This is a genomic window from Yoonia tamlensis (assembly GCF_900115105.1).
Classification (GTDB): Bacteria; Pseudomonadota; Alphaproteobacteria; order Rhodobacterales; family Rhodobacteraceae; genus Yoonia; species Yoonia tamlensis.
This window is the reverse complement of sequence record NZ_FOYP01000001.1, coordinates 1422631-1436003: the sequence shown is the minus strand read 5'-3', so window position 1 is coordinate 1436003 and position 13373 is coordinate 1422631. Positions and strand designations below refer to the sequence as shown.

The window sequence follows — 13373 nt, the reverse complement described above, 5'->3', positions numbered from 1 at the left end:
ATAGCTGCTGCCGGAGACTTCACATCGAAGACGTCTGCTCCATGTGTGAACCAGCAAAGATGGGAGATGGACGATGCGTGGTTTCACAAAGGTATCAGCAGGGCAGGCATGCAGGGTTGCAGAGGCATTTGGTGGCGTATGGGGCTGGCCTGAAAAGAATTCGACGGTGCGCGAAGCCATCGACGCAGACGGTTGTGTGATCGCCTACATTGATGAGACTGGCCACTATGCGCACGCCTCGTATGCCAAGCTGGACCTTTCGGACGTTTTTGCATGATTGCACACCGCGCTAAAAAGCTCCGCGCCACATTCTTAGGGCTGCAAGATTACGTGCGGGCCGTGACCGATGGCTGAAGCTCTCCATGTTATCAACATCACCATTTGCGGAGTCGGGCATGGGCGGTGTTTTACTACATCGACAATCGTGACCGCGCTTTGAGGTTTTGAATGTTCTGACGGCGAAATCACAAACCTGATTCATCCAGATTCATACTAGAAAGCTCACACTCAATAGAGGTTTCAGCAGGAGCGTTCTATGGGAAAGGAAAAGATTTAGAAAATACCTATAGAAAATTTCACTTCACACTATACTTCACATGCTATAGTCGGGCGAAAAGATGGGAAGTAACATGACGAATCGATCAAATGATCCCCTTTTTGGAGAAATTCCGGAAAGTGTGCCACTCTTGGGTGCGCCTTTGGTTCGCGTTCTCGCGCTAGTCCAGTTTTCCAAGATTTCGAAGATCAGCGACGAGAGATATATCGCTGATTTTCAAGAAGCTCTTCGGTCAAATTACCCGCATGTTCAAGCGGAGAAGGTAAAGTCTGTTGAAATTAGGGTCTCAGACGACGAGATTCACCACGAAGCCGTTGAAACAACTGTGTGGAGGTTTCTTGATCCAAATAAGACAGTTCGCGTTTCTCTTGCAACCGATTTTATCGGGATCGAAACGGCTAATTATGTCTCGCGCGCCGACTTTCTTGGGAAAATGCATACTGTCCTAGAAGCTTTTTCGAACAGTATGAAGCCACCATTAGTGGAGCGTGTCGGTTTTCGGTACGTGGATCGTCTTGAGGGGGAGGATTGTATGGGGGCTCTTGCAGATCTAATTCAGGCCGATCTTTTAAATGTGTTGCGACCGAACTTGGCTGAACATATCGAAATATCGATGACTGAAGTTGTTGGGAGGACCGCTGAAGGTAAGTTGATTGCGCGTTATGGCCTCGCCCCCAAAGGTTTTAGCCATGATCCTGCTATGGCGCCTCCGGTAGGTGAGCCAAGTTGGGTGCTAGATGTTGATTCATTCAGCACTAACTGCGCGGGCAATCAACTAGAACCAGATTTTCTTTACGGTGAACTCGACAAAGTTGCGGCAAGGGCCTACGCTTTTTTTCGGTGGAGTATCACCGATAAGTTTTTGACGCGCTTTAAGGACGGATAGTTATGATATTTCAAAGTGCAGTCACCGCCGTGGCCATGTGCCTTCCTGTTGGTGCTACGGGTCGCCCAGATATTCCCTACATAATACCCGACGATGAGCGGCCAGGAATTGCTGCACCATTTGCCGAAAAACCCAGTATTTCCATTTCAGTTGAAAATGCAATTCAATTACTCAGACGGCAAAAGATGCTTTCAGTGTCTTCATCTGACGGTGTTCGTGTATCTTTTACTTCAACGATCTCGAATGGGGTAGGCTTTGCAGAGCAACGACCCAGTGAACAGATTGCTGAGTTAAAACGTCTTAGCGGCCTCACATGGGCTCAAATTTCCAATGTTTTCGGGGTTAATTCGCGGACCCTTCATTACTGGAAATGCGGAGAGAGAGTTTCTGCTGAAAATCACCAGAAATTGGGGGCTGCAATCGCCATGCTTCGATTTGTTGACCGCGGAACAGCAGAAGAAAATAGGCGACTATTATTGAGTGAAGCATCTGAGGGGAGGACTTTTCTTGATCTCATGAAGCATGCAGAATTCCGTTCTATCAGGGACATAGCTGGCAAGGGAGTTGGTCGAGTTTCCTTCGGAAAAGTCCTCACCAATGAAGCCCGATTGAAAAATGCCCCTCAGAGCTTCATGCCATCTGCAGAAATTGCCCAACTTAATGAGGTAGAACTTCTTCAACGCCCACAAACTCGGCGGAAGAACATTCGTCGAGAGAAGGCGTAAAGGGGCCTTCTATTGTCCGCAAAAAAGGTTGATGAAGTAAGTGTTTCAGATCGCCTTGCTGAATGGCAGCAAGGCGATTTTACCGTTGATTGTGGTGAATTTCTTTTTTGCACTTCCCCGCTTGACGATGAAGATGAGGGCGCACCGTTTTCAGCTGATATTGAGGAAAAGCATCAGGGCATATGTGTAATCTCACAGACATGCGATATCGTCCGCGACCCAGAAAGAAGTACAATTTCGTATGTGACTGTGTGTCCTCTTGTAAAGCTAAACGCAGCGCACAATTCAGCCATTGAAAAGGGTGAGGTTCCTAGATTTGGTATGCTTGTTGGAGCCCCAGAAAACACGGTCGTTGATTTTACGCGTGCGATGAGCGTAAAGAAAGATCTCTTGGTTAAATGGAATAAGCAGCGTGGCTGCCCCAGCGAAGTGGATCTACAGAATTTCGCGAGATCGCTTGAGCGCTTTTTTGGTAGATTTGGTTACCCTGACGAATTCAATGAATCCATGGAGACATTTAGGAAGGCGGTAAATGGGAAGTATGGCAAGCCGAACTCAGAATTTGGGAAAGCTATACGCTCAGTATCTGAATTCCGGGTATTTCCACACAAGCCTTGGGACAACCCTGAAAGTGTTCCAATAACAATCCTGGCAATCCTTAAGGATGCGGATGAGCGAGAAATCGACGACATTGAATCGCTCAGGAGGGAACTAATGGACCAGGCATCAAAAATAAAATGGTTTGCTCCGTTTTCTCCTAATGAGGTGGTTCTCAGGCTTGCCAGCCTAAATGAGCTATCAGCCGCAGAATATCTAAACAGCTACCCACTTGAGTTGAATGCGCTCTCATTTGCCAAGCGTTATCAAGCGGCAGGTTAATCACAGTTTTCGCAAACTACCTAAAGCTACGCTGTCCGCCTTATTTTCGAAATCGATGCGTTTTTCGAATATGCAACACGATGAGCAAACCGTTATTGGCCGATTCCATTTTTGCCAACTCCGAAGCTACGTCATTGATATCATTGAAGCGGTAAGAATGGCTTTTGCCAACGTACTGCTTTGAATTCAAAGCAAAACACCTGTCCCTGTCTGTCCGCCCCTCCAATGCGCACTCACCTTTGTTTCGCACCCGTTTGCGCTTCAATTCGGTGATCTTGAGTGTGGAGAATAGTGTTGAGCCTCTTGTTTTTTTTTACAATTTCTTACTTGGATATACTTCACCGAAGATTTGGATATCTAGTTGTCTTGCGCCGAATTACCGATACTTTTTAGAGCACCTAAATAGAAAAATTCGAGCTTAAGCACTCCCTGTGTAGACTCGCAACGCACTCAAAGAGACGATGTGCGGAACTTTTTTTATCGAGTCGAACCAATGAGTAAGCCGTTTCCTCCATATCGAGGATTAGCTCTTCGAGGCGTAATAGTTGCTCGTGGTCATGCAGAGCAAGTTCGTTTGAATCTCTGTAAACCACCTCACAAGAAGATTGAGCAAGTTGCAATTTTTTTTGAAAAGACATTTTGGCTCTCCTTTGATGGCTAGTTAGTGCAGATTGATCGATGTTGGTTAATTATATGCTAAGCTTATTCCACCTACTTTCGTGAGCATTTAGGAAGCGGCATCAAAATCGTGTAGCTCCATTCGTGACCACGGCTGATGGTTCAGGTGCGCGGTTACGTTAATAATTGGTAAACTCATGGCACTGTAGGTTGAGTAAAAAACAATCTTCGCAGAGGTATTCTTAGGCCTCAATCAAAGGCGAGGAAACCATGATTAGGTTCATAAGAGGCTCAATGGCAGCGAAGTATCCGGCGCTATATAGTTGTATTTGTGCTAGACGATCACATTACGGATCGAGTTCTGGTCTTTACCAAGGGACTTTAGGCCAATTTAGGTTGTCCCCGGCCCAATACGCCTATTACAATCCGCTCTACGCAGTAGTCGAAGATTGCAATGGCAACCTTCTAGCGGCCGTTGAACTATCTCCGAAAACTAAAGTGAACGGAGTTATGCACGACAGCCAAAACTATTGCAATCTGCGGCCAGAATGGAACGGCACGTTGGAAGATCTTGGTGACCAAATATGTATTTCAACTGTTGATGAACTCATTGTCGCTCTAGCTGGATTGATGTCAGCCCTAGACCTAGGCGGCTTGCAGCTTTCGTTACACGGCAACACTATTCATCGAATACTTGAGCGCAGTAAGAAACTGGTTTTCTTGGACGCAGACCAGACATTGTCTATTTCCGATCAACGAGCAAGCTGGCACGTTAAGTCCAACGGCTATAAAAAACTACTAGCAAAGACTGAAATCGACCCTCTTGAAATACACTTAGCGCTAGCAAATTGCGAGTTAGGTGGCCTCGGACTATCTCGCCAACAGTTTTGCGCTTAATTTCGAACACTCTCTAGTGTCTTGTACAAGTTACCTGCTCATGCAGGTCGTGTCGTAGACCATACAAGAGGTAGAGGCTTAACGAGATCTTCTTGTAATCGGAAATATTGCCGCATTCAAAGGCGGCATTTGATTTCTTTTCGATTTTTTGGATTAGGCGCTCAACTTGAGCTGGGTCAGATGAGTCAATGCTGTCAAGTTCAGATTCTGGAAATAATGCCATAAGTCGTCTAACTAGCATGAGACCGGTTCCTTAACGGTTTTCTCGATACAAATCTATGCTGCGGGCACTAACAAAGTGTTAATTGTGCCGCTGTGTGAGCTGGACCTTGGTTTCTCAGTCCTTACTCACGATAGGAAGATTCTATTCAATTAGTTTTTTTTCTGTTTGGGCACAGGAACAAGCGTAAACGAATATTAAAGCATATTCTTGCATCTTCGACCTTAGAGATGGAGGGGCGAATGTACACATTAGACATTTCTGGCAGTACCCAGTTTACGGTTTCATCAGGTCATTTTGGGGCCAATACACTTACGCATATTGATCAAGTTAGTTCATCATCTGGCTATAGCGATTTGTTGGAAACTCTAAACGTCAATAACCTTCGGTTTCCAGGTGGAACAGTGACTGAGCAAGCTTTTGATGTAACTGATTACGATGCTGACTATTCCAGTTTTGACGGAGGGCTGCCGTTAACTCCACTAAGTACATTTTTGGAATTCATCAATGATAACAATCTTTCATCGTCGTTCGTGATACCTACACGGAAGCTCTTGCTTGGCGACTGCGATCCTAGCAGTTCAGTTCCAAGAGCTCTGGACTTCGAACAAATTGATGCGACCTTGGAGCTTGTAACGAAGCTACTTTCAGAAAGTGACCCATCTCTCCCGAACGCAAGTATTTCAGCGATTGAAATAGGAAATGAGTACTGGGGCGCCGCAAATATGACAACTGCAGAATATGCGCTTGTTGTGGACTACCTTGTGCCGAGAATAAAGGAGATTGTTGATCGGCTTGCTGGAGAAGGAGATTTGGTCACAGGAACAATTCAACCCGGAATTATCGTTCAGGTAGGACAGCCGTGGGCACCTGAATTCAAGGCCGGCGGTTATCTAGAACTCCCTCCACATAGTACGGAAACGACTTGGAAGTGGGATGAAAAGATAAGCTATGTAAATGAGATCATTACGTCGAACTTAAGTGATACGACAAAGGTAGCAATCGATGGTGTCGTTCATCACTATTACTTAAAGGATAATGGTGGCGAGGGTGGTCAGTGGGGCGGTCAACACTTTGAGAGCGTCTCCATGTCCAGCAGTTTCGATCACTGGATATCGCAACCTGGACTGGAAAATATTGACTTTCACGTCACGGAGTGGAACGTCAATAGTCAATCCTACGACCAACTTGGGATGAAAGCCGCCTCAAATAATCTTCAACAGTTCGAAAACATGCTGCGTGCAGGCGTGGATTCAGCTCAAATCTGGGCGGTGCAACACAACACAACAAATGACCTTTCTGGTCGACCAGGTGAAAATTCTGGCCTTACCACTCAAGGCGCGGTCTTCGCTCTTATGTCTGATGTCTTAGTCGGCAGCACATTGTTAGACGATAATTATTTTGGACAAGAATTTGAGGTATCGGCATATCAGAATACTTCTGTAATCCACGTGTTTGTGACCCTACGAAGTGATGCAGCAAATACAATCACCCTAAATATGGATGACTTGTTGGGGGAAGAATTTTTATCTGCTGTTGATTTTTCGATTCAAGCCACCTTGGTGGGCGTTGATCAAGCAACTAGCGATGGGATGCATTTCGTCAGGGGCGCCGGAATGTTGCCAGTTGAAATCTACAACGAGCACGATGTTCTTGCATCCATAACCGAGCTTAGCGCCGAACACATTCTTGATTCTGATGGCAACATTGTCCTTTCACTAGATCCATACGAAGTTGTTAGAATTGACGTAACGTTTCAGGGTGAAAACGCAAAGTACGGGTCTGCAATCGAGCTCGAAGGAACTGGGAATTCAGATTTTCTTTTTGCCGGCGCCGGCGATGATTGGATCCGTGGGTTGGCTGGTAACGACTACATCGACGGGAATGAAGGAAACGACATATTGGACGGCGGTGCCGGCATAGATCGTCTGCTGGGCGGTTCCGGAGCAGACGTCTTCGTTTTCGCGGACGATTCAGGATTGGATATCGTCTACGACTTTGAAGATGGGGTTGATCGAATTGCGTTGTTCGGAAGCGACGAAGCTGATTTTGACGAAATCCAAATTACCCAATACGGCGACGGCGGCTCGCTTATCCAGTTAGGTGATAGCCTAATGATTGTAAGGGGCACTTTGCCCGAGCAAATTACAATCGATGATTTTGTATTTCTAAATGATGAATTTGTAGAGGTAGCGAATGATCTCCTTTTTTGAATACAGATATTTTAGGTCGCGGGCCGATACTTGCGCCTTGCCTGGACTGAAGCTCGGTGTATCGATATGCATTTCGGCTGCTGCATCTGGATGCGGAGGAACAGGGGGAAACGAACCTGTTGTCGTTGCCCCAGTAACCAATTACGCAACTTTTAGCGAGATTCAGGTTGATTCAACCATACTGACAGATGCCTTTGTTGATTCAAATGGTACTCCTATTTTGCCCCGCAGTCTGGAAAGTGAATTGCCTACGACAGGAGCGGCTACATTCAGTGGTTTTGTCGTAGCAAGCACGGAAGGCGAAGGTCTTATTGGGCAAGTTTCCATTGCGGCAAGTTTTAGTGGAGCTACGCTTGATGGGACAGCTTGGAACTTCATTCATGAAAGCAACGGCGAGTATACCGGCACTTTGGCCGGAACTGGTATTATACGAAGCGATGCGACGGGCGACGTTCCACAAATATCCATTACACTTGAAGGTGACCTCGCTAATAATGGCTCAACCTTTCCAACCATGATGGCATTTGAGGGGTACTTTCTCGGAAGTGACTTAGTAGCTATTGGAGGCAATGCCGATGGTTTTGTTGGGGACCATTTTGCTACGGGGATTTTTGCTGCAGAGCAGTAAATACATATTGGTCGCGGCATTTTCCATCAGCATCCATGCTGTTTGACGTCTTGTGCAGTTAAAAACCTCTTTAGGAATTGCACCGAAGTCCACTGAATCTAATTGAACTAGTCTAGATTGCGGATCTTGTGAAAACGCCTTTAGGTAATGCGCTCTAAAGTATGAAATTGATAGCTTGCGCCATGCCCGCTTCCTTTACACGCAACAGAGCTTGGTTTCGGCTTACTCCGCAATTTTTTTGCCTAAAGTGGCTACTACCCCTTAGATTTCATGGACACCAAAAAAACTACATTTGCTAAGATAGCGCATTGATTCAAGAGTTAACGCGCTTCCCTGGATTTACGCTTCATCAATGGATATTCGCCCCTGTTTCGCCCCTGTTTGGGCGAGAATTCAATGACATTAGGGGAGGTGAATTGCTATATTCATGTTGTTTTTAAAGAAGTTTCTTACGTGCATCTGCCCTCCGAAGGCAGAGGCCAGAGGTTCGAATCCTCTCGGGTGCGCCATTTAATCCCTTTATAGCGCTGGCAGTTTTTCGTTTTGGTGCGACCAATTGCTGGATTGAATGTGTGCTCGGGCGTGCATTGCATTCAGCATACTTTGCATGTTGCGGATTTGAGCGTGACTGCGTGAGTGTTTGCCTTTGTGGCCTTTGTGGGTAGGCATGATTTCCGGCCCCAAAATTTTCGGCCGCTCGGTTTGCAGTGTCAGAAATTTTCCCATCCGACTTCGGGATCATTCGGCATTGCGGGGCGGGGCGCGTTGACCGCCAATTTTACGGGCGCGGCCGCGGGCGGGGCGACATTTCGCCGTGTCGCAAATGCCGTCACATTGCCGCCGGCTGGCGTCCGCATATGGCGCGGTGTGTTTCGTGTCGTGTCGATCTTGAATTTTTCAACAAGGGTCGCAAGTTGCGTTGCTTCATTGGTGAGCGAATGGCTTCCTGCGGTGGCTTCTTCGACCATGGCGGCATTTTGCTGGGTCACTTTGTCAAGCTGAGTAACACCGATGTTGATCTCGCCCAGACCAGTTGATTGTTCGGCGGCGCCAGCCGCGATTTCTGTCATATGGCTCGAGATATGGCCAATGTGGTTTGCGATGCGCGTCAGCACCTCGCCGGCCTGACCGACAAGCGTCACGCCGCGGTCGACCTGTTCGGAACTGCCGCTGATCAGCTCTTTGATCTGTCGCGCGGCTTCGGACGAACGCTGGGCAAGCGCGCGCACTTCCGAGGCGACAACGGCAAACCCGCGACCGGCATCGCCCGCGCGTGCGGCTTCCACCCCGGCATTCAAAGCCAGCAGGTTGGTCTGGAACGCGATATCGTCGATAACCCCGATAATCTGGGATATCTCGGTTGATGATTTTTCGATTTCGGTCATCGCCGAAACGGCGTTATGCACGACAATTTCACTGGTATCCGCGTCCGATTGCGCATCTGCGACAATGATTTCGACTTCTTTGGCGCCGCGCGCGGCAGCGCCTACGCTGACGGTCAACTGGTCAAGTGCCGCGGCCGTTTGTTCGAGCGTCGCAGCCTGGTTTTCGGTGCGCCGTGACAATTCGTCCGAAGAATTGCTCATCTCGTCAGAGCGGGTTTTGATGCCACGGGTTGCCTGAACCACAGCGCTGATCGTTGCATGAAGCGTCTCGAGCGTCCGATTATAGTCAAGCCGCAGTTTGTCGTAGGTTTCATTGAACGGTGTTTCGATTGTTTGGGTAAGATCGCCATCGGCAAGACTGGTGAGCGCTGTGCTCAGGCGCTGGACGACGCGCGTCTGCTCTTGCTGGATTTCTTTTTGGGCTTTGTCAGCGGCCTCTGCCGCGCTCAGTTTGTCGCGCAGCGCAACGAGAGATTTGCTTAATTCTCCGATTTCATCGCCGCGGTACTGGTCATTGATCGGATCGTCGAATTTATGATCCGCAACCGCATGCATGGATTGTCCCAGCCGGTTAAGCGGCGTGACAACCGAACGGGCGGTCAGCCAGCCCAGCAATGTGGCGCCGGCTGCAACTATCGCGCTAACCAGCAACATCTTGTTACGTGCAACGGCAACGGGGCCCATCACCTCTTGCATATCCATCTGGGCGATCACATGCCAAGGACTGTCAAACACGTCAAGTTCCGAGACATAGGCAACAACCGGCGTTCCGGAAACACCAATAACGTCGGTATGATAGGTGTGGGGATTACCAAGCAGATGCGCAATGGCAGGCAAAGGGGTCAGCGCGGAAAAATCATTTGTCAGCCGCGACGCACTGCGCGCCAGCCCATCCGGCCCGACCGCGAATAATTCGCCGGTCGCGCCAAGCCCGATCGGATTGTTGATAATCGCGTCAATACGATCAGAAGGCAGCTGCGCCGCAACAACGCCGATCACCGCGCCTTGGGTGTTGACGACCGGTGTTGCAAGGAACGACGCCGCCGCGCCGTGGCTGGGCGCATATCCGGTGAAATCGGCAAAATGAACGTCGCCAGCCGTGCCGTCACGGGCTGCGCGGAACACATCCGCAAGGCCGCTGTCCTTAAAGGGGCCGCTTTCGAAATTGGTTGCGAAATCGGGTTCCTTGACGACGGAATACAGAAGATCCCCTTCAAGGTTGAACAAGAAGATGTCGTAATAGCCGTTCACCTCTTTGGTTTGGCGAAAGAACGGATGAAAACTGCCATGCTGGAAGTGATAGGGCAGCGATTCTGCCGCCTGATCCAGCAGTTCCTTTTCGCCAACCGGATTGGGGTTGTCGGTGATATAGGCCGCTTGCAGGCCAGGGGGGTCGATCATCAGGTTGTAAGAGGCGCTAAACGCGCTGATCGCCGATATAACTGTCGGATCATTGCCCAGTCGGATGACATCATCGCTGACTTTCTCGAGCCAGGTATCCAGTGCCGAAATGCGTTCCGCGGCAAGCAATACATAAGAATCGTGCTGGGTTTTCAATATACTGCGCTGCAGATCAAAATACCCAAGCAGCGCCACAGAAGCCGAAGCTGTCAGGCACAGGGTCGCGACAAGCATCGGCAGCTTTTTCGAGATACGGATTGCGTTCAGAAAATTCATTGAGGCCTCGCGCAGATTCATCGGTTCACGATGACTTTTGCACCACGCCTGTTAAAATCCGCTTAAGCCGCCCAAATCAGTTTCAATCGCAAGGTCTGACAACAAAAAACGCGCAACCCTTGTCGGGCGCGCGCATGTACTCTTGCAATGGATTTGTTGTTCAGCCGCGCCAGGTGCGGATCGGACCGCAATCCATGTGCACAAAATTTGACCCGCTATAGCGCCCGACACCGCCCGCACGGCAGGCAACAGCAGCGCTGGCCATTTGGCCGGTTGTGCGGCCTTGCAGGCGTAGATCGGCGGCCTGACCAAGCATATGCAGCGAATTGCGCGCAACAGCGGATGACTGGTTGCGCAGCATCGAATTTGTCTGCGGCGAACGGTAGCCCGACAACAACATATAGGGTTCGTTTACTTCCATCAGATTCGCGGCGGCAGCCATGATATCGATGGTCCGCAAATCCATTTGTACGGCTTCGCCTGTACGCCAGTCACGCATATGGATGTTAATCTCGCGGACCGCCTCGGCGATATATTCGCCTTCGATCCAGTAGATCGTATCAAGCCGTTCGCCCGTGCGCCCCGAATACATCGCGATTCGGCGAATATCGCCTGCGCCACGCAAGAAACCGGCTGCATTCGCGAATGTCGGTGCCGCTGAAACGGCGGTAGCGGCAAACGCACCAAGCAAGCCGCGACGTGTAATCCCAGAGGAGTTTTTCTTGTTCATATTAATGCGCCTGTCCCGTCGCTCGAAGTTGCCGCTTTGCGGCAGTTACACCTTGTCCCCAGATGTCCTGGTTTTATGGCACAATTTGATTCGTTCACCAAGTGCTGTTTATGTGGTTTATATGAATATATGGAAAAACAGGCGGGACCTTGCCTAAATATTGTGCAAATGTGGGCCTTGGCACATGAGCCGGCATCGACATCCTAGCAACACTTTTGGCGCCGGATTTTGCCTCGCGGGATTATGAATGGACATGGGCAAAGTAAGGATATTCATACTCTTATTTAAGATTTGCGACGACTATACTACTGCGACAGATGAATTTCGGGGGATCGGTGAAGATGATAATGCGTAATATTTTGCGGGCGACGATGGTACGGACATGGCTGGGCTGTGCGGCGGTGGCACCGCTACTTTTGGCCGCACCTGTGGCGCAGGCTCAGGTCACCGATTTTCGTCAGGCCGTGGCGCAAGCGGCCGCCTCTGACGCTGATATTGCGGCATTTTACCGTGAACGCAATTATGAAGGCATCTGGAGCGGCAGTGCGGATCGTAACCGTCGCAACGCGCTGATGGCGGCTTTTGCCGCTGCGGGTGATCACGGGCTATCGACGTCGCGCTATGATCCGGCCCCGATTACGGCGCGTCTGCAGGCGGCGACAACGCCCGCCGAACAGGCAAGTGTCGAGGTCGAATTGACCCGTTTGTTCATGCAATATGCGCGGGACGTGCAGACCGGCATGCTGGTTCCTTCGCAGATCGACAGCAGTATTCTCCGCGAGGTTCCCTACCGGTCGCGCCTGTCAACAATCCGCGCATTTGTGCAGTCAAACCCTGACAGTTTCTTGCGCGCGCTGCCGCCCAGCTCGCCCGAATATACCCGCCTGATGCGCGAAAAACTGGCGATGGAGCGGCTGCTTGCGGACGGCGGCTGGGGCCCGACTGTTCCGGGTGGCAAGCTCGAGGCGGGCGATACAGGGAACCGCGTTGTTGCGCTGCGTAACCGCTTGATCGCGATGGGCTTTCTTGAGCGTACAAACACGCAAACCTATGATGCGGCAATGGTGGCTGCGGTGCAGCGTTTCCAGCAGGCGCACGGGCTGGCAATTGACGGCACAGCCGGACAGGGCACATTGCGCGAGATCAACGCAACCCCCGAAAGCAGGTTGCAATCGATCATCGTCGCGATGGAGCGCGAGCGCTGGAACAACCGCCCGCGCGGCACCCGCCATATCTGGGTGAACCTGACCGATTTCACCGCAAGAATCGTCGACAATGATGTTGTCACATTCGAAACCCGTTCGGTGATCGGTGCCAACCAGCGCGACCGCGTCAGCCCCGAGTTTTCGGACGTGATGGAATTTATGGTCATCAACCCGAGCTGGTACGTCCCGCGTTCGATTATCACCAAGGAATATCTGCCCCAATTGCAGGAAAACCCCAATTCTGTCAGCCAGTTGCAGATTACGGACGCGCGCGGCCGGACCATCAACCGCGCCGAGGTCGATTTCACCCAATACACGGCTTCGAACTTTCCGTTTTCGATGCGCCAGCCGCCAAGCAACGGCAACGCGCTGGGGCTGGTGAAATTCATGTTCCCCAACCGGCACAATATCTACCTGCACGACACCCCCGCCAAGAGCCTGTTCGGCCGCGAAGTGCGGGCGTTCAGCCACGGGTGTATCCGGCTCGCTGATCCGTTCGATTTTGCCTATGCGTTGCTGGCGCGGCAGGTTGCCAACCCCGAAGAATTCTTTCAAAGCCGTCTGGCGACAGGCGTTGAACAACGTGTCGATCTTGTTGAACCGGTGCCGGTGCATCTGGTTTACCGTACGGCCTTCACGCAGGCTGACGGGCGGATGCAATATCGCCGCGACGTTTACGGGCGTGACGGGCGGATTTGGAACGCTCTGGCGCGTGAAGGGGTGGCGATCCGCGCCGTTCGCGGGTAAATCTGGT

Annotated in this window: 10 protein-coding genes; 8 read left to right on the top strand and 2 right to left on the bottom strand. The window is 50.4% G+C overall.

All coding sequences use genetic code 11. The features are described from left to right. Positions 1-73 precede the first annotated feature (73 nt). The 7 genes from BM320_RS07380 to BM320_RS16265 all read left to right on the top strand — a co-directional run bounded on the left by BM320_RS07380 (position 74) and on the right by BM320_RS16265 (position 7622). Positions 74-277: a hypothetical protein gene (locus BM320_RS07380; protein ID WP_090198346.1), complete on the top strand. Its 204-nt coding sequence runs from the start codon at positions 74-76 to the stop codon at positions 275-277. 352 nt (positions 278-629) lie between these two features. Continuing rightward, positions 630-1442, top strand: coding sequence for a TIGR04255 family protein (locus BM320_RS07375; protein WP_165615006.1), 813 nt, complete (start codon positions 630-632; stop codon positions 1440-1442). A gap of 2 nt (positions 1443-1444) precedes the next feature. Then, a complete protein-coding gene (locus tag BM320_RS16275; RefSeq protein ID WP_131802313.1) occupies positions 1445-2167 on the top strand; it encodes a hypothetical protein in 723 nt (240 codons plus the stop codon). Positions 2168-2179: 12 nt separating this feature from the next. Next, the gene (locus tag BM320_RS16270) at positions 2180-3046 is read left to right on the top strand and encodes a hypothetical protein (RefSeq protein WP_131802311.1); all 867 of its coding nucleotides are present in this window, start codon (positions 2180-2182) and stop codon (positions 3044-3046) included. 1128 nt (positions 3047-4174) lie between these two features. Next, complete coding sequence (locus tag BM320_RS07360; protein WP_090198334.1) at positions 4175-4561, top strand: hypothetical protein; 387 nt, start codon at positions 4175-4177, stop codon at positions 4559-4561. A 462-nt stretch (positions 4562-5023) separates the two neighbouring features. Then, on the top strand, positions 5024-6994 hold the full coding sequence (locus BM320_RS07355; RefSeq protein WP_165615005.1) for a calcium-binding protein: 1971 nt from the start codon (positions 5024-5026) through the stop codon (positions 6992-6994). Then, positions 6978-7622, top strand: coding sequence for a hypothetical protein (locus BM320_RS16265; RefSeq protein WP_131802309.1), 645 nt, complete (start codon positions 6978-6980; stop codon positions 7620-7622). The genes BM320_RS07355 and BM320_RS16265 overlap by 17 nt, the downstream gene beginning before the upstream one ends. A 710-nt stretch (positions 7623-8332) precedes the next feature. Here the strand turns inward: BM320_RS16265 and BM320_RS07340 are convergent. After that, positions 8333-10684, bottom strand: a complete 2352-nt coding sequence (locus BM320_RS07340; protein ID WP_165615004.1) for a methyl-accepting chemotaxis protein — start codon at positions 10682-10684, stop codon at positions 8333-8335. A 160-nt stretch (positions 10685-10844) separates the two neighbouring features. Further along, complete coding sequence (gene mepK, locus BM320_RS07335) at positions 10845-11414, bottom strand: peptidoglycan L,D-endopeptidase MepK (RefSeq protein WP_090198321.1); 570 nt, start codon at positions 11412-11414, stop codon at positions 10845-10847. A gap of 347 nt (positions 11415-11761) precedes the next feature. On the opposite strand from mepK, the gene BM320_RS07330 reads away from it, so the two are divergent. Beyond that, on the top strand, positions 11762-13366 hold the full coding sequence (locus BM320_RS07330) for a L,D-transpeptidase family protein (RefSeq protein ID WP_242650973.1): 1605 nt from the start codon (positions 11762-11764) through the stop codon (positions 13364-13366). The last annotated feature ends 7 nt before the right edge of the window (positions 13367-13373 follow it).

Coding starts and splice junctions, on each gene's coding strand:
- BM320_RS07380 (WP_090198346.1), top strand. CDS start 74: ATGCGTGGTTTCACAAAGGTATCAGCAGGGCAGGCATGCAGGGTTGCA.
- BM320_RS07375 (WP_165615006.1), top strand. CDS start 630: ATGACGAATCGATCAAATGATCCCCTTTTTGGAGAAATTCCGGAAAGT.
- BM320_RS16275 (WP_131802313.1), top strand. CDS start 1,445: ATGATATTTCAAAGTGCAGTCACCGCCGTGGCCATGTGCCTTCCTGTT.
- BM320_RS07360 (WP_090198334.1), top strand. CDS start 4,175: ATGCACGACAGCCAAAACTATTGCAATCTGCGGCCAGAATGGAACGGC.
- BM320_RS07355 (WP_165615005.1), top strand. CDS start 5,024: ATGTACACATTAGACATTTCTGGCAGTACCCAGTTTACGGTTTCATCA.
- BM320_RS16265 (WP_131802309.1), top strand. CDS start 6,978: ATGATCTCCTTTTTTGAATACAGATATTTTAGGTCGCGGGCCGATACT.
- BM320_RS07340 (WP_165615004.1), bottom strand. CDS start 10,684: ATGAATTTTCTGAACGCAATCCGTATCTCGAAAAAGCTGCCGATGCTT.
- mepK (WP_090198321.1), bottom strand. CDS start 11,414: ATGAACAAGAAAAACTCCTCTGGGATTACACGTCGCGGCTTGCTTGGT.
- BM320_RS07330 (WP_242650973.1), top strand. CDS start 11,762: ATGCGTAATATTTTGCGGGCGACGATGGTACGGACATGGCTGGGCTGT.